Consider the following 15,957-nt stretch of genomic DNA (forward strand, 5'->3'; position numbering starts at 1 on the left):
CAGCCACAGCTAAACGGGCTCAGGTGCCGGGGCGCCCAGGCCTGCCGACAACTCCCCCGAGATCAGGGCGATATGACGGTAGGCCCGTTCAGCGGCGGCCAACACCCTTTCCTGTACGGCGGGTTCGCCGAGCGCGCGGTCGAGGCGCTCGGCGAAGGCCGCCCAGCGGGTGCGGTCGCCGCTGCCGTAGTACGAGGCACCGTTCCCGTCCGTGAGCCGGTACGCCTCGGTGACGTAGCGGTACAGGAACATCGCGCCGAGGGTCGAGCCCTCCAACACGTAGAGGAAGCCGAGGAGTTCACGGGGTTCGGTGGCCGCGGTGCGCCGTATCTCGCCGACGAACTCCTCGGCGGCCGGGCCGGGTTCGGGGAGGGCGCCCTGGGTGGCGGCGAAGTGGTGCAGGTCGCGTTCGAGGAGGGGGAGCTTGACGAGGTCGGGCGACCACACCGAGGTGACGGACAGGCAGGTGGCACGAGTCAGTTCGCCCTCCAGCGCCTCCAACACCACGCGGTAGGCGGCGAGTTGGCCGACGTAGCGGTCGAGCGGGAGGGCGCCGGCGAGCATCGCGGTGGCGAACCCGCTGCTCTCCAGAGCCTGGTGCCAGGCACGGGTGCCGTTCCTCAGGCGTCCGCTCAGCTGGTCCGTCATACGCCGCTCCGCTGCCGGACCGTCGCGAGCAGACGGTCGATGAGGTGGCCCTTGCGTTCGATCGTCACGTCGAAGTAGGCGGCGCTGCGCTCGGAGCGGCACACGCCGTGCACGGCGTCCTTCGCCGCGTGCTTCAGGGCCACGGCCTCCTCGGCGAGCGCGAGGAGCGTGCGCTCCAGGTGGGGGTGACCGAGAACGTACGGTTTGAAGTCCTCGCGCGGGCTCCCGGCCGGTACGTCGTCGAGGAGTTCCAGGAAGACCCGGTTGCCCAGGCCGTCGAAGTCCTCGTGGGTGTTGGCGCCGCCGAACTCGGGCACGAAGTCGGTCAGGTCGTTGAACAGCTGGCTGGCGAGGCCCAGTTGGCGCATCGCGCCGTCCAGGGCGAGCCGGTCGTCCTCGACCACCCGCAGCCCGGCGACCGCCGCGTCGAGCGGCATCCAGAACAGGGTCCCGGTCTTCAGCGCGGCCGTCGACTCCCAGAAGTCGACCCGTGTGGCGCGCGGCGCGGCCAGCAACTCCGCGCGTGTAAGCGCCGTACGCGAGGACATGTCGACGGCCTGTCCAGTAAAGCCGCCGCCGACGGAGCGGACCAGGCTGTCCACGACGGCCGGGTCGGCCGCGTGCCGGAGCGCGGACATGATCAGCCAGGCGCCGGCGTTGAGGGCGAGCGGGGTGCCGTGGGTGGCGTGGAGGGCGGGTTCGCCGTAGCGGACGTCGCTGTCGTCCTGGATGTCGTCGAGGGCGACCGCCGCCTTCAGCAGAATCCTTACGGCAACTGCCGTGCGGCGGATGACCGCGAGGTCGGAAGCGGTGTCCGCCTTCTCGGGGGACCCGTCCGCCCTCCCGGGCAACCCCTCCGTCTCCTCGGGGAACCCCCGGTAGTTGCGGTACGCCCAGTACACCATCGAGGGGCGCAGCGGGGCCCGGCCGCCGGGTGCTCCGGCGGTGGGGGGCAGTGCCTGCTGGCCCACTTTCGAGCCGAGGGCGTCGGCGACCGGTTCGTACAGGGCGCGGCGCAGGGCCGTGTCGTAGACGGAGACCGCCGCCGTCCGCGCAGGGGCGGTCAGGGTGTCGAGGAACTCGGCGAGGTCGTCCTCCAGCAGGGCCGCGTCGCTCCGGACCACCGCTTCCACGTCCGTCACATCCATCGTGGTAGCCACTCCACCTCCACAGACGACCGAACAGCAGTGCGCAGATCCCCGTAGGAGGAGCGTGATCACAACGGCCGGACGAGACAAGGCGGTTGAAAGCCAAATCGCATAGGACATGGGCTCATAAGCACGGCACAGGACAGACATGGCGCGCGTACAGACCCGGGCGGTGGCCACCCTGCCCGCTGGACAGGTAGTGAGGTTAGGCTAACCTACCTTCGAATTGTCCGGCGGGCGCTCCCGCCCTGTTCGAAAGCAGCCACACATGTCCAACGCCCGTGCCACTCACCTCTCCCGCCGCGGCATCCTCGCCGCGGGCGGCGCCCTCGGCCTCGGTGCCGTGCTCGCAGCCTGCGGCGACGACGACGCGAAAAGCGGTGGCTCGGACAAGGAGACGACGGCCGCCAAGTCCGGCCCCTGGACCTTCAAGGACGACCGCGGCACCACCGCGACGACCGACAGGATCCCGGCGAACATCGTCTCGTTCATCGGTGTCGCCGCGGCGCTGCACGACTACGGCATCGAGTCCAAGGGCGTCTTCGGGCCGACGAAGCTGAAGGACGGCAAGGCCGACGTGCAGGCCGGCGACCTGGACATCAGCAAGGTCACCGTCATCGGCAACGAGTGGGGCCAGTTCAACATCGAGAAGTACGCGGCCCTCTCCCCCGACGTCCTCATCACCACGATGTTCGACTCGGCCGGCACGCTCTGGTACGTCCCGGAGGAGTCGAAGAAGAAGATCCTCGCCGTGGGCGCGCCGACCGTCGGTATCTCGGTGTACGACGTGCAGCTGCCGACGCCGTTGCAGCGGATGCTGGAGCTCGCCAAGTCCCTTGGCGCGGACACGACTTCGGCCACCATCACCGCGGCGAAGAAGCGGTTCGAGGACGCGGCGGCCCGGCTGCGCGCCGCGGCCAAGGCCAAGCCGGACATCAAGGTGCTCGTGGGGTCCGCGAGCCAGGACATCTTCTACGTCTCCGGGTCGAACCTCTCCGTCGACCTGGAGTACTTCAAGTCTCTCGGCGTGAACTTCGTCGAGCCGGCCGCTTCCGCGCTCAAGGCGAGCGGTGGGTGGTACGAGAACCTGAGCTGGGAGAACGTCGACAAGTACGGGGCGGACGTCATCATGATGGACAACCGGACGTCGGCGATTCAACCCGCGGACATCACTGAGGGCACGTGGAAGAAGCTGCCCGCGGTGAAGGCGGGGCAGGTCATCGCGCGTAACCCTGAGCCGATCCTGTCCTACGACAAGTGCGCGCCGTTGCTTGAGGACCTCGCGAAGGCCATCGAGAACGCGAAGAAGGTCAGCTGATTCAGGGGTGGTTGAGCTTTCGCGGGGAGCTGCGGGCCGGATGCGGCTGGGCGCGCCCACGCGGCGGAGCCGCACATCAGATGCGGCCCCGCGCCCCTGAAGAGTTGCCGCTGACCTCCGATTGAGGAGTTGCCCCCGTGACTACGGCCGTAGCCGCCCCCTTCCGCTTCTTTTCCCTCCAGGTCGTGCGGACGGAGCGGCTCGGGCCGTCTCTGGTCCGGGTCACCTTCGCGGGGGACGATCTGGCGTTCTTCTTCTCCGACGGGTGTGATCAGTCCCTGTCGCTCTTTCTCCCCCAGCCCGGCCAGATCGAGCCCGCCGTGCCGTATGAACTCGGTGACGGGTGGTGGCAAGGCTGGCGTGAACTCCCGGACGACGTACGGGCCGTGATGCGCTCGTACACCCTCCGCGCCCTGCGCCGCGACCCCGACGAGATCGACATCGACTTCGTGTTGCACGAACCCGCCGGGCCCGCCTCCCGTTGGGCCTCCCTCGCCGCCCCCGGTCATCGAGTCGTGTTGCTCGGACCGGCGGTCGCGGACAATCGGGCGATTCGGTTCCGGCCGCCGGAGGACGCCGATCTCGTGGTCGTGTGGGGGGACGAGACCGCCGTACCGGCCGTCTCCGCCATTCTCGAAGCGCTGCCTGCCGGTACCCGTGCGCGGGTGTGGCTGGAAGTCCAACATGCCGGTGACATCCAGGACTTGGCGACCGACGCCGACGCCGAGGTCACCTGGCTGGTGCGTGAGAACCAGGGCGCCGAGGGGTCCCCCATGGCCCTCGGCGCCCTTCGGGATGCCCGACTCCCGCCCACCGAGCGGCCGTACGTGTGGATCGCGGGTGAGGCCGGTCAAGTGAAGGCGCTGCGGCGGCACTTCGTGGGTGAGCGTGGGTTCGACCGGCGGCGGGTGACCTTCGTCGGGTACTGGCGGAAGGGGCTCAGCGAGGAGCAGTTGCGCGACGCCGGGTGACGGTGCGAGGGGCAGCCGGGGCGTGAGTGACGGCTGTCACGGGAGCGGCGGGTTTCATGGACGTTAAGTTAGGTTAGGTTAGGCTTACCTAAGTTGATGTTGCGGAACCCCGCCGCTCACCTGTCCCGCACGGACTTCCCCACCGGAGGACCCCCACATGCGCTCGCACCTGCTCAATGACACGACTGCGGAGCACTACCGCCGCTCCGTGACGGAAGGCGTGGAGCGGGTGGCGGCCAAACTCGCCACCACCGAACGGCCGTTCACCGGCGTCACGGTCGACGCCCTCTCCCCCCTCATCGACCGCATCGACCTCGACCGCCCGCTCCACGACACCGGCGCGGTGCTCGACGAGCTGGACGAGGTCTATCTGCGTGACGCGATCTACTTCCACCACCCCCGCTACCTCGCCCACCTCAACTGCCCGGTCGTCATCCCGGCCGTGCTCGGCGAGGCGGTGCTCTCCGCCGTCAACTCCTCCCTGGACACCTGGGACCAGTCGGCCGGCGGCACGCTCATCGAGCGGAAACTGATCGACTGGACGAACGAGCGGATCGGCCTCGGGCCGCACGCCGACGGGGTGTTCACCTCCGGCGGCAGCCAGTCCAACCTCCAGGCGCTGCTGCTGGCCCGCGAGGAGGCCAAGACCGACAGCCTCGGCAAACTGCGTATCTTCGCCTCCGAGGTCAGCCACTTCAGCGTGAAGAAGTCGGCGAAACTGCTCGGCCTCGGGCAGGACGCCGTCGTGTCGATACCCGTCGGCGCCGACAAGCGCATGCAAACGGTCGCGCTCGCCCGCGAGTTGGAGCGCTGCAAGAACGCCGGGCTCGTCCCCATGGCCGTCGTCGCCACCGCCGGCACCACCGACTTCGGCTCCATCGACCCGCTGCCCGAAGTCGCCGCCCTGTGCGAGCAGTTCGGGGTGTGGATGCACGTGGACGCGGCCTACGGCTGCGGGCTGCTCGCCTCGTTGAAGTACCGGGGCCGGATCGACGGCATCGAGCGCGCCGACTCGGTCACCGTGGACTACCACAAGTCCTTCTTCCAGCCGGTGAGTTCGTCCGCCCTGCTGGTCCGCGACGCCGACACCCTGCGGCATGCGACCTACCACGCGGAGTACCTCAACCCGCGCCGCGCGGTCCAGGAGCGCATCCCCAACCAGGTCGACAAGTCCCTCCAGACCACCCGCCGCTTCGACGCGCTCAAGCTGTGGATGACGCTGCGCGTGATGGGCGCCGACGGTGTCGGTCAACTCTTCGACGAGGTCTGCGACTTGGCCGAGGACGGCTGGAAGCTCCTCGCCGCCGACCCGCGCTTCGACGTCGTGGTCGAGCCCTCGCTCTCCACCCTCGTCTACCGCTACATCCCGGCCGCCGTCACCGACCCGGCCGAGATCGACCGCGCCAACCTGTACGCCCGCAAGGCCCTGTTCGCCTCCGGCGACGCGGTGGTCGCGGGCACCAAGGTCGCGGGCCGCCACTACCTGAAGTTCACCCTGCTCAACCCCGAGACGACGGCCGACGACATCGCCGCCGTCCTCGACCTGATCGCCGGCCACGCCGAGCAGTACCTGGGAGAGTCCCTTGACCGCGCATCCTGAACCCGCCACCAGGACCCACGACTTCGTGGGCATCGGGCTCGGACCCTTCAACCTCGGCCTCGCCTGCCTCACCGAGCCCATCGCCGAACTCGACGGCGTCTTCCTGGACTCGAAGCCCGACTTCGAGTGGCACGCCGGCATGTTCCTCGACGGCGCCCACCTCCAGACCCCGTTCATGTCGGACCTGGTCACCCTCGCCGACCCGACCTCGCCGTACTCCTTCCTCAACTACCTGAAGGAGAAGGGGCGTCTGTACCCCTTCTACATCCGCGAGAACTTCTACCCGCTGCGCGTCGAGTACGACGACTACTGCCGCTGGGCCGCCGACAAGCTCACCAACGTGCGCTTCAGCACGACGGTGAGCGAGGTGACGTACGAGGACCAGAGCGAGGTCTACGTCGTCCGGACGGAGGCCGGCGACGTGTTCCGCGCCCGGCATCTGGTCCTGGGCACCGGCACCCCGCCGTATCTCCCGGAGGCCGTCGCGGGGTTGGGCGGGGACTTCATCCACAACTCCCGTTACGTACAGCACAAAGCGGAGTTGCAGGCCAAGGAGTCGATCACGCTGGTCGGCAGCGGGCAGTCCGCCGCCGAGATCTACTACGACCTGCTCAGTGAAATCGACGTCCACGGCTACGAGTTGAACTGGGTGACGCGCTCGCCGCGCTTCTTCCCGCTGGAGTACACGAAACTCACGCTGGAGATGACCTCCCCGGAGTACATCGACTACTTCCACGCCCTGCCGGAACAGACCCGCTACCGCCTCACAGCCGAGCAGAAGGGCCTCTTCAAGGGCATCGACGGCGACCTCGTCAACGAGATCTTCGACCTGCTCTACCAGAAGAAGGTCGGCGGCCCCGTCCCCACCCGGCTACTCACCAACTCCTCGCTGGACAGCGCCACTTACCGCGACGGCGTCTACGAACTCGGCCTCCGCCAGGAGGAGCAGGAGAAGGACTACACCCTCCGTTCCCAGGGCCTGATCCTCGCCACCGGCTACAAGTACGCCGAGCCCGAGTTCCTCAAGCCCGTCCACGAGCGGCTGCGCTACGACTCCCGGGGCAACTTCGACATCGCGCGCAACTACTCGATCGACACCACGGGCCGGGGCGTCTTCCTCCAGAACGCCGGCGTCCACGCGCACAGCATCACGTCCCCGGACCTGGGCATGGGCGCGTACCGCAACTCGTACATCATCCGTGAGCTGCTCGGCACCGAGTACTACCCGGTCGAACAGACCATCGCGTTCCAGGAGTTCGCCGTATGACCGCCCTCACCGACACAGGCACCTTCACCTTCCGGCCCCTCGACCCGCTCCAGGACGCCGAGTTGCTGCACCGGTGGCTCACGCATCCCAAGGCCGCGTTCTGGATGATGCAGGACGCGAAACTGGAGGACGTCGAGCGCGCGTACATGGAGATCGCGGCCGACGAGCACCAGCACGCGCTGCTCGGGCTCCAGGACGGTGTCCCCGTCTTCCTGATGGAGTACTACGACCCCCGTCACCGCGAACTGGTCGGGCTGTACGAGCCGTTGCCCGGTGACGTCGGCATGCACTTCCTGACGCCGGCCACCGAGGCGCCCGTGCACGGCTTCACCCGTGCGGTGATCACCGCCGTGATGGCCCGCCTCTTCGAGGACCCGGCCGTCGAACGCGTCGTCGTGGAACCGGACGTGTCCAACACCGCCGTCCACGCCCTGAACGAGGCGGTCGGGTTCGTGCCCGAGCGTGAGATCCAGAAGCCGGAGAAGAAAGCCTTGTTGAGCTTCTGCACACGGGAACGCTTCCTCAAAAGGCACAGCGTCGCGGCCACGGCGGTGTCCGCATGAGCCTCGCCGACGCCGTCGCCCACCTCTCCCCCGAGCGCTGGGAGAAGGCCAACCGCCTCCTCATCCGCAAGGCCCTCGCCGAGTTCGCGCACGAGCGGCTGATCACCCCCGAACCGGTCGAGAAAGACGGCGACTTGTACGTCGTCCGCAGTGACGACGGCCTGAGCCGCTACCGGTTCACCGCCACCCGGCACGCCCTCGACCACTGGCAGGTCGACGCCGACTCCATCAGCCGTCACCGTGACGGTGCCGAACTCCCGCTCGCCGCCCTGGACTTCTTCATCGAGCTGAAGCAGGAGCTCGGGCTGAGCGAGGAGATCCTGCCGGTCTACCTGGAGGAGATCTCCTCCACCCTGTCCGGCACCTGCTACAAGCTCACCAAGCCGCAGATCCCGGTCGCCGAGCTGGTGAAGAGCGACTTCCAGGCGATCGAGACGGGGATGACCGAGGGCCACCCCTGCTTCGTCGCCAACAACGGCCGCCTCGGCTTCGGCATCCACGAGTACCTCTCGTACGCCCCCGAGACCGCGAGCCCGGTCCGCCTGGTGTGGCTGGCCGCGCACCGCTCCCGGGCGGCGTTCACGGCGGGCGTGGGCATCGAGTACGAGTCGTTCATGCGGCGGGAGTTGGGCGCCGGGACCGTCGAGCGGTTCGGGCTGACCCTGGTCGACCGGGGGCTCGACCCCGACGACTACCTCCTCATCCCCGTCCACCCCTGGCAGTGGTGGAACAAGCTCAGCGTCACCTTCGCCGCCGAGATCGCCCGCGGCCACCTCGTGTGCCTCGGCGAGGGCGACGACGAGTACCTCGCCCAGCAGTCCATCCGGACCTTCTTCAACAAGTCCAACCCGGAGAAGCACTACGTGAAGACGGCCCTGTCCGTCATCAACATGGGCTTCATGCGCGGGCTTTCGGCCGCCTATATGGAGGCGACCCCGGCGATCAACGACTGGCTCGCCCAACTCATCGACAACGACCCGGTGTTGAAGTCCACCGGCCTGTCGATCATCCGTGAGCAGGCGGCCGTCGGCTACCGCCACCTGGAGTACGAGGCGGCGACCGACCGCTACTCGCCGTACCGCAAGATGCTCGCCGCGCTGTGGCGGGAGAGCCCGGTGTCCTCGCTCCAGGAGGGCGAGTCCCTCGCGACGATGGCCTCGCTGGTGCACCTGGACCACGAGGGCGCGTCCTTCGCAGGCGCGTTGATCGAGCGGTCGGGGCTGGCCCCGGTGGAGTGGCTGCGGCGGTATCTGCGGGCGTACTTCACCCCGTTGCTGCACAGCTTCTACGCCTACGACCTGGTGTTCATGCCACACGGCGAGAACGTCATCCTCGTTCTGAAGGACGGTGTCGTCGAGCGCGCGATCTACAAGGACATCGCCGAGGAGATCGCCGTCATGGACCCGGACGCGGTGCTGCCGCCGACGGTCGAGCGGCTACGGGTCGAGGTCCCCGAGGACAAGAAGCTGCTGTCGATCTTCACCGACGTCTTCGACTGCTTCTTCCGCTTCCTCGCCGCCGGCCTGGCCGCCGAGGGCGTCCTGGAGGAGGACGACTTCTGGCGTACGGTCGCGGACGTCACCCGTGAGTACCAGGACGCGGCACCCGAACTCGCCGACAAGTTCCGGCAGTACGACATGTTCGCGCCCGAGTTCTCGCTGTCCTGCCTCAACCGTCTCCAGCTGCGCAACAACAAGCAGATGGTGGACCTGGCGGACCCCTCCGGCGCGCTCCAGCTCGTCGGCACCCTGAAGAACCCCATCGCCGGGTTCTGACCAACGGACAGGCGGGCACCCCGGGGTACGGTCCCCCGGGGTGCCCGCCCTTTTGCCGTGGCTCAGCAGCCTTCCGCGTCAACTAGCCCGCGGGCCAGGGCACTTGGGGCGACCGGTAGTAGTCGATCCCGAGCGCGTCCCAGCGCGGCGCCTGTGCCGCGAGCCGCACCTTGTACGTGTCCCAGTCGTGCGTCGAGGCCGGCGACCAGCCCAGCTCGGCCACGCCCGGCAGCCTGGGGAAGGCCATGTAGTCGATGTTCGCGCCGGTCACGATCGTCTCCGACCACAGCGGCGCCTCGACCCCCTTGATCGCCGAACTCGGCACCCCGGCAAGGTAGTTGCCCGGGTCCCAGTCGTAGGACCGCTTGACCTCGACGAGCCCTGCCCAGTCCTGGCCGAGCGGGGTGTCCTCGGTGTACTTCATGTCGAGGTAGACGCGGTCGGCGGGCGAGAGGATCAGCCCGGTGCCGTTCTTCGCGGCCTCGGCGACCTGTGCCTTCTCGGCGGCGTCGGTGTCGTCGAGACCCCAGTACTGGGCGAGGGCACCCTTCACGGGGTGGGCGCCGGTGATCTGGTGCCAGGCGATGACCGTCTTGCCGTACTTGGTGACGATCGGCTGCACCCGGTCCATGAACTTGACGTAGTCCTCATGGCTGGTGGAGTGCGCCTCGTCGCCGCCGATGTGGATGTACCGGCCCGGGGTGATCGCGGCCAGTTCACGGATCACGTCGTCCACGAAGCTGTAGGTGAGGTCCTTGCCGACGCACAGCGAGCTGAAGCCGACGTCCGTGCCCGTGTAGAGCGGGGGCGCGACGCCGTCGCAGTTCAGGTCGGCGTAGGAGGCGAGGGCGGCGTTCGTGTGACCCGGCATGTCGATCTCCGGCACGACCTCCAGGTAGCGCGAGGAGGCGTAGCGGACGATCTCCTTGTAGTCGTCCTTCGTGTAGTGGCCGCCCGCGCCACCGCCGACCTCGGTCGAGCCGCCGTAAGTCGCCAGGCGGGGCCAGGAGTTGATGGCGATGCGCCAGCCCTGGTCGTCGCTGAGGTGCAGATGCAGGGTGTTGATCTTGTAGAGCGCCAACTCGTCGATGTAGTGCTTGACTTGGGCGACGGTGAAGAAGTGCCGGGAGACGTCGAGCATCGCGCCCCGGTAGGCGTAGCGCGGGGAGTCCTCGATGGTGCCGCCCGCGATTTGCCAGGGGCCGCGCTGCACGGAGTTCTTCTCGACGGCGGCGGGCAGGAGTTGGCGCAGGGTCTGCACGCCGTGGAAGAGGCCTGCGGGCCTGCTCGCGGTGATGGTGACCCCGGCGGGGGTGCTGTTCAGCCGGTACCCCTCGGCGCCGAACGTGCCCTTGGCCAGGCGGAGTTGGATGCCGCCCTTGCCGCGCGAGGTGATCGGCAGCCGGTAGCCGGTGGAGGGGCGCAGGATGCCCGCGAGGTACTCGCCGATCCGGCGTGACTCCCGGGTGTCGTCGACGCGGATACGGGTGCTGCTCGTGATCTTGTACGGATGCCCGGCAGGGGTGACCTTGGCGGGGGCCGGGACCACCCGGCCCAGCGGGGTGGCGGTGGCGGGCGCGGCGGAGGGTGCGGCGCCGACGACGGACACGCTCGCGGCGGCGACGAGCAGCAGCGAACCGAGGAGGCGGGTCGTTCTGTGGCGCTGTCTCACAAGGCGTCTCACGAGCGGTCCCTTCCTTTGAACTTCCTTTGAGCCCGGACAGGTACAGACCATTCTGTCGCCTGACCGGTGGAAGAATCCCTCCCATGGCGGAAATCATCCAGAAGGACGGCACCTGGATCTTCGACGGCGACGCCCTGCGGCTGACTCCCGGACGGGACAAGAACGTCGGTCTGTTCCGCAAGACACTCGGTGAACTCGTCATCCCCTTGGGCGCGTTGGCGGGCGTCTCCTTCGAACAGGGTCGCAGGTCGGGGCGGTTGAGACTGCGGCTGCGGGACGGCGCCGACCCGCTGCTGCACGCCACCGGCGGCCGGCTCACCGAGGGCGACGATCCCTACCAACTCCCCGTCGAGTCGGACCGGTACGGCGTCGCCGAGTACTTCGTGGACGAGGTCCGCAACGCCCTGCTGCTCGACCAGGTACCGGCCGACCCGGTGGACGCGTACCTGCTGCCGGGCCCCGCCGTGCCGCTCTCGGTGTCCGCCGGGGACGGCACGGCGAGCTTCGACGGCGAGCGCGTCCGGCTGGAGTGGAACTGGAAGACCGAGGACGCCAAGTCCGCCGCCGGCGCCCGCACGCTCGCCGTCACGGACCTCGTCGGCGTGGAGTGGCGCCCCTCGGCCGGGCTGGAGAACGGCTACATCCGCTTCTCGGTGCGCCACGCGCCGACCAAGGCACCGCCCAAGTACGACCCCAACTCCGTGGAACTGTGGGGCTTCAAGAAGGACCCGCTGATGGCCCTGGTCGCCGCGGCCGTACAGGCCCGCCTCCCGCACCCGGCCGCCGAGACGGACGTACGAGCTGAACAGCCCGAGCCCGTAAGGCAGTTGGCGGCCGCGACGGAGGACGGGCACGACGCGCTGCTGCGGCGGTTGCGGGAACTCGGGGAGCTGCACCGGGACGGGGTGCTCACGGACGAGGAGTTCGCGATGGCCAAACAGGCGGTCCTCAAACGGATGTGACCATCCAGGGAGGACCGCCTGCGGGATGAGTGGCGCCCTGCCTTCTGGGCACAACTCGGACTACTTCAGGGCTACTTGGCCTTGCGGGCGACCGTGAAGCGGTCGATCTCGGCTCCGGTCTCGGCGATGCCGCGGACCGTCAGGGTCGCCGTACGACCCTTGTGGGCGGGCTGCACGTCGACGCGCAGGAACGAGTAGTTGAGGTAGCGGACGCGCGACCAGGCGACCGTCTCGTTGACCTTGCCGTCCTTCGTGTTGACGAAGGCGGCGACCGAGTCGAGGTCGGCGACGTGACCCTCGTAGGAGTCCGGGGCGGAGAACGCGTACAGGCTGCGGCCGGCCGCGCCCGCCGTCACGTAGACGACACCCTCGGTCTCCGGGTACGCCGTGCCGCCGATCGGCAGCTTCTTGACGACCGCGTTCTTCTTGATGACGTCGGTGCGCTCGTACTGGTGGTTGTGGCCGTTGATGACCAGGTCCACCGTGTACTTCTCGAACAGCGGCACCCACTCGTTGCGCACTCCCCCCTCCGAGGAGTGCGCCGTCGAGGTGCAGTACGCGCAGTGGTGGAAGAAGATCACCACGAAGTCGATGTCCCGGGACGCGCGGTACTTCTTGAGCTGCGCCTCCAGCCACTTGGTCTGGGTGCCGCCGGAGATGCCGAGGTTGGCCGGGATCTCGAAGGACACGTCGTTGGCGTCCAGCGAGATGACCGCCGTGTTGCCGTAGACGAAGGAGTAGACGCCCGGCAGGTTCGCCTTGTCGGGGCCGTTGTCCGGCAGGTTCCAGCGGGCGTCCTCGCCGCCGTAGCCGTTGGGCGAGTACCAGGCCTCCATGTCGTGGTTGCCGTAGGCGGGCATCCACGGCACGGACTTGGCGACCGACTCGGTCTGCGCAAGGAACAGGTCCCAGGTGCGCGAGTCGAAGCCGGCGTCGGCGGTCTGGCCCGCGCCCGCCGGGTCGGCGTAGCAGATGTCGCCGGCGTGCAGGTGGAAGGCCGGGTTCTGGCCCAGCAGCAGGCTGTTGTTGGCCAGGCCGTGGTAGCCGACGCCCTCGTCGCCGAAGGCCGTGAAGGTGAACGGCACGGCGCGGTCGGGGGCGGTGGTGAAGGTGCCCAGGGTGCCGAGCAGGTGGGCCTCGGCCGGGTCGAAGCCCGCGTGGCCGACGCCGTAGTAGTAGGTCCTGCCCGGGCGCAGGTGGGTCAGCTTGGCGTGCAGGTAGTACTGGGTGTGGTCACCGCTCGCGCCGACGCCCGCCGGGGTGTAGAGGGAGCGCACCTCGGCCTCGATCTTGTGGGAGAGGTCCCAGGGGTGCGCGCCGATCCGGACGAACGGTTTCTTGACGTCGGTCGGGACCTGCCAGGAGACCGTCACCTCCGTGCTCGGGTCGTTGCCGAAGGCGAGGTGCCGGCCGAACGGGGAGACGAGGGCCCCGTTCACCGACTCGGTGGCCGGGGTGGTCTTGGTGGTGGCCTGGGTGGGGACGGCCGCCTGGGCGATACCGCCCGGCACGAACACGCCACCCGCGACGGCGCCGAGCGTGACGGCACCGCCTCTGATCATCGTGCGCCGCGAGAATCTCGCGCGCAGGTACTCGTGCTGCTCCGCCATGCTCATGCGCTCTGCGAGCTCCGCGGGTACGCCCATACGAGGAATGTCCATGGCGTCTGAAACTCGTCGACATGAGCAACGGTGCGCAAGACACAGGATGGACAGCTTACGAACAGAGCCCCATAAGACTTTCAACAGGCCGTTGCCCGATATCGGGCAGGATTCTTGCAAACCGTCCTTCGGTACCCCAGGATCATCCAGGTGCACGACGAACTCGTTGATCATCTGACGCGCTCCTCCCCCCTCAGCCGGGGCGAGGCACTGCGGGTGATCCAGGACGTGCTCGCCTACTTCGACGAGACGACCGAGGTCTACGTCCGTCGCCGCCACCGCGAGCTCCAGGCCCAGGGCCTGGTCAACGCGACGATCTTCGACCGGATCGAGGCGGACCTGAAATACCGGGCGGTCGCACCGCCGGAGCTCACGCTCAGGCAGTTGCGCCGCATCGTCTACGGCTAGGAATGCTCATACATGTGCGGAATCGTCGGATACATCGGCAAGCGTGACGTTGCTCCGCTTCTGCTGGAGGGCTTGCAGCGGCTGGAGTACCGCGGCTACGACTCGGCGGGCATCGTCGTGACGACCCCCAAGACGGCCGGCCTGAAGATGGTCAAGGCCAAGGGCCGGGTCCGTGACCTGGAGGCCAAGGTCCCGGCACGCTTCAAGGGCACCACCGGAATCGCCCACACCCGCTGGGCCACGCACGGCGCCCCCTCCGATGTGAACGCCCACCCGCACCTGTCCGCCGACAGCAAGGTCGCCGTCGTCCACAACGGCATCATCGACAACGCGTCGGACCTCCGGAAGAAGCTCGAAGCGGACGGCGTCGTGTTCCTCTCCGAGACGGACACCGAGGTCCTCACCCACCTCATCGCCCGCTCGCAGCAGGAGAAGCTGGAGGACAAGGTCCGCGACGCCCTCCGGGTGATCGAGGGGACCTACGGCATCGCCGTTCTGCACGCCGACTTCCCCGACCGCATCGTGGTGGCTCGAAACGGTTCCCCGGTGGTCCTCGGGATCGGCGAGAAGGAGATGTTCGTCGCCTCGGACATCGCCGCACTGGTGACGCACACGCGCCAGATAGTGACGCTGGACGACGGCGAGATGGCCACCCTCAAGGCCGACGACTTCCGGACATACACGACCGAGGGCACCAGCACCACGTCCGAGCCGACCACCGTCGAGTGGGAGGCCGCCTCCTACGACATGGGCGGCCACGACACCTACATGCACAAGGAGATCTTCGAGCAGGCCGACGCCGTGGACCGCGTGCTGCGCGGCCGCATCGACGACCGCTTCTCCACCGTGCACCTCGGCGGCCTGAACCTGGACGCCCGCGAGGCTCGGCAGATCCGCCGCGTGAAGATCCTCGGCTGCGGCACCTCGTACCACGCGGGCATGATCGGCGCCCAGATGATCGAGGAGCTGGCCCGCATCCCCGCGGACGCCGAGCCGGCCTCGGAGTTCCGTTACCGCAACGCGGTGGTCGACCCGGACACCCTGTACATCGCGGTCTCCCAGTCCGGTGAGACGTACGACGTCCTGGCGGCGGTACAGGAGCTGAAGCGCAAGGGCGCCCGGGTGCTGGGCGTGGTGAACGTCGTCGGCTCGGCGATCGCCCGTGAGGCGGACGGCGGCATGTACGTGCACGCGGGCCCCGAGGTCTGCGTCGTCTCGACCAAGTGCTTCACCAACACCACAGTCGCCTTCGCCCTGTTGGCCCTGCACCTCGGCCGCACCCGCGACCTCTCGGTCCGCGACGGCAAGCGCATCATCGAGGGCCTGCGCAAGCTGCCGGCCCAGATCTCCGAGATCCTCGACCAGGAGGAGGAGATCAAGAAGCTGGCGGCCGAGTACGCCGAGGCCCACTCGATGCTCTTCATCGGCCGGGTCCGCGGCTACCCGGTGGCCCGCGAGGCCTCGTTGAAGCTCAAGGAGGTCTCGTACATCCACGCCGAGGCCTACCCCGCCTCGGAGTTGAAGCACGGCCCCCTCGCCCTGATCGAGCCGGCCCTCCCCACGGTCGCGATCGTCCCCGACGACGACCTCCTGGAGAAGAACCGCGCCGCCCTGGAGGAGATCAAGGCCCGCAGCGGCCGCATCCTCGCGGTGGCCCACCAGCACCAGGAAAAGGCCGACCAGACGATCGTCGTCCCGAAGAACGAGGACGAACTGGATCCCATCCTGATGGGGATTCCGCTCCAACTCCTCGCCTACCACACGGCGTTGGCGCTGGGCCGGGACATCGACAAGCCGCGCAACCTCGCGAAGTCGGTCACGGTCGAGTAGAGGTTTTAGGGGCTCGGGGCCGTATCAATCTGCGGCTCCGCCGCGTGGGCGCGACAAGCCCCCACCGCCCCGCAGAGGCCAACGAACTGAAAGGCCCCCCACGTGTTGCCTCACACACGTGG

Annotated in this window: 13 protein-coding genes; 9 read left to right on the top strand and 4 right to left on the bottom strand. The window is 68.5% G+C overall.

Going from position 1 to position 15,957, the window contains the following annotated elements; all coding sequences use genetic code 11:
- Positions 1-9: 9 nt before the first annotated feature.
- Together OG496_RS22720 and OG496_RS22725 are read right to left on the bottom strand one after the other, a co-directional pair.
- Positions 10-648 (bottom strand): biliverdin-producing heme oxygenase, encoded by a 639-nt coding sequence (locus tag OG496_RS22720; protein WP_405972199.1) that lies wholly within the window; start codon positions 646-648, stop codon positions 10-12.
- A complete protein-coding gene (locus tag OG496_RS22725; RefSeq protein ID WP_405972200.1) occupies positions 645-1,808 on the bottom strand; it encodes a polyprenyl synthetase family protein in 1,164 nt (387 codons plus the stop codon). Before OG496_RS22725 ends, OG496_RS22720 begins: the two co-directional genes overlap by 4 nt.
- Positions 1,809-2,064: 256 nt before the next feature.
- Between OG496_RS22725 and OG496_RS22730 the strand changes: the two genes are divergently transcribed.
- The 6 genes from OG496_RS22730 to OG496_RS22755 all read left to right on the top strand — a co-directional run bounded on the left by OG496_RS22730 (position 2,065) and on the right by OG496_RS22755 (position 9,290).
- On the top strand, positions 2,065-3,114 hold the full coding sequence (locus OG496_RS22730) for an ABC transporter substrate-binding protein (protein WP_405972201.1): 1,050 nt from the start codon (positions 2,065-2,067) through the stop codon (positions 3,112-3,114).
- A 137-nt stretch (positions 3,115-3,251) separates the two neighbouring features.
- Positions 3,252-4,085 carry a siderophore-interacting protein gene (locus tag OG496_RS22735; protein ID WP_405972202.1) on the top strand — a complete coding sequence of 278 codons (834 nt, stop codon included), beginning with the start codon at positions 3,252-3,254 and terminating at the stop codon, positions 4,083-4,085.
- A 157-nt stretch (positions 4,086-4,242) separates the two neighbouring features.
- On the top strand, positions 4,243-5,685 hold the full coding sequence (gene desA / locus OG496_RS22740; RefSeq protein WP_405972203.1) for a lysine decarboxylase DesA: 1,443 nt from the start codon (positions 4,243-4,245) through the stop codon (positions 5,683-5,685).
- On the top strand, positions 5,669-6,952 hold the full coding sequence (locus OG496_RS22745; protein ID WP_405972204.1) for a lysine N(6)-hydroxylase/L-ornithine N(5)-oxygenase family protein: 1,284 nt from the start codon (positions 5,669-5,671) through the stop codon (positions 6,950-6,952). The genes desA and OG496_RS22745 overlap by 17 nt, the downstream gene beginning before the upstream one ends.
- On the top strand, positions 6,949-7,515 hold the full coding sequence (locus OG496_RS22750; protein ID WP_405972205.1) for a GNAT family N-acetyltransferase: 567 nt from the start codon (positions 6,949-6,951) through the stop codon (positions 7,513-7,515). The genes OG496_RS22745 and OG496_RS22750 overlap by 4 nt, the downstream gene beginning before the upstream one ends.
- Positions 7,512-9,290 (top strand): IucA/IucC family protein, encoded by a 1,779-nt coding sequence (locus OG496_RS22755; protein WP_405972206.1) that lies wholly within the window; start codon positions 7,512-7,514, stop codon positions 9,288-9,290. Before OG496_RS22750 ends, OG496_RS22755 begins: the two co-directional genes overlap by 4 nt.
- A gap of 82 nt (positions 9,291-9,372) precedes the next feature.
- Here OG496_RS22755 and OG496_RS22760 read toward each other — a convergent pair whose 3' ends face one another.
- Positions 9,373-10,962 carry a beta-N-acetylhexosaminidase gene (locus tag OG496_RS22760; RefSeq protein WP_405976684.1) on the bottom strand — a complete coding sequence of 530 codons (1,590 nt, stop codon included), beginning with the start codon at positions 10,960-10,962 and terminating at the stop codon, positions 9,373-9,375.
- A gap of 95 nt (positions 10,963-11,057) precedes the next feature.
- On the opposite strand from OG496_RS22760, the gene OG496_RS22765 reads away from it, so the two are divergent.
- Positions 11,058-11,936 carry a DUF4429 domain-containing protein gene (locus OG496_RS22765; protein ID WP_405972207.1) on the top strand — a complete coding sequence of 293 codons (879 nt, stop codon included), beginning with the start codon at positions 11,058-11,060 and terminating at the stop codon, positions 11,934-11,936.
- Positions 11,937-12,007: 71 nt separating this feature from the next.
- Here the strand turns inward: OG496_RS22765 and OG496_RS22770 are convergent, their stop codons facing one another.
- Positions 12,008-13,582: a purple acid phosphatase family protein gene (locus OG496_RS22770; RefSeq protein ID WP_399391870.1), complete on the bottom strand. Its 1,575-nt coding sequence runs from the start codon at positions 13,580-13,582 to the stop codon at positions 12,008-12,010.
- Between the two features lie 165 nt (positions 13,583-13,747).
- On the opposite strand from OG496_RS22770, the gene OG496_RS22775 reads away from it, so the two are divergent.
- Both OG496_RS22775 and glmS read left to right on the top strand, forming a co-directional pair.
- Entirely contained in the window at positions 13,748-14,005 is a 258-nt protein-coding gene (locus tag OG496_RS22775; protein WP_366490641.1) for a hypothetical protein, read from the top strand.
- Between the two features lie 12 nt (positions 14,006-14,017).
- Entirely contained in the window at positions 14,018-15,835 is a 1,818-nt protein-coding gene (glmS, locus tag OG496_RS22780) for a glutamine--fructose-6-phosphate transaminase (isomerizing) (protein WP_366490640.1), read from the top strand.
- Positions 15,836-15,957 lie beyond the last annotated feature (122 nt).

This window comes from Streptomyces sp. NBC_00988 (genome assembly GCF_045162645.1).
In the GTDB taxonomy this organism is placed as follows: Bacteria; Actinomycetota; Actinomycetes; order Streptomycetales; family Streptomycetaceae; genus Streptomyces.

Bases quoted from the DNA above. Each gene is read 5' to 3' on its own strand.
- OG496_RS22720 (WP_405972199.1), bottom strand. From the start codon at position 648: ATGACGGACCAGCTGAGCGGACGCCTGAGGAACGGCACCCGTGCCTGG.
- OG496_RS22730 (WP_405972201.1), top strand. From the start codon at position 2,065: ATGTCCAACGCCCGTGCCACTCACCTCTCCCGCCGCGGCATCCTCGCC.
- desA (WP_405972203.1), top strand. From the start codon at position 4,243: ATGCGCTCGCACCTGCTCAATGACACGACTGCGGAGCACTACCGCCGC.
- OG496_RS22750 (WP_405972205.1), top strand. From the start codon at position 6,949: ATGACCGCCCTCACCGACACAGGCACCTTCACCTTCCGGCCCCTCGAC.
- OG496_RS22755 (WP_405972206.1), top strand. From the start codon at position 7,512: ATGAGCCTCGCCGACGCCGTCGCCCACCTCTCCCCCGAGCGCTGGGAG.
- OG496_RS22765 (WP_405972207.1), top strand. From the start codon at position 11,058: ATGGCGGAAATCATCCAGAAGGACGGCACCTGGATCTTCGACGGCGAC.
- OG496_RS22770 (WP_399391870.1), bottom strand. From the start codon at position 13,582: ATGGGCGTACCCGCGGAGCTCGCAGAGCGCATGAGCATGGCGGAGCAG.
- glmS (WP_366490640.1), top strand. From the start codon at position 14,018: ATGTGCGGAATCGTCGGATACATCGGCAAGCGTGACGTTGCTCCGCTT.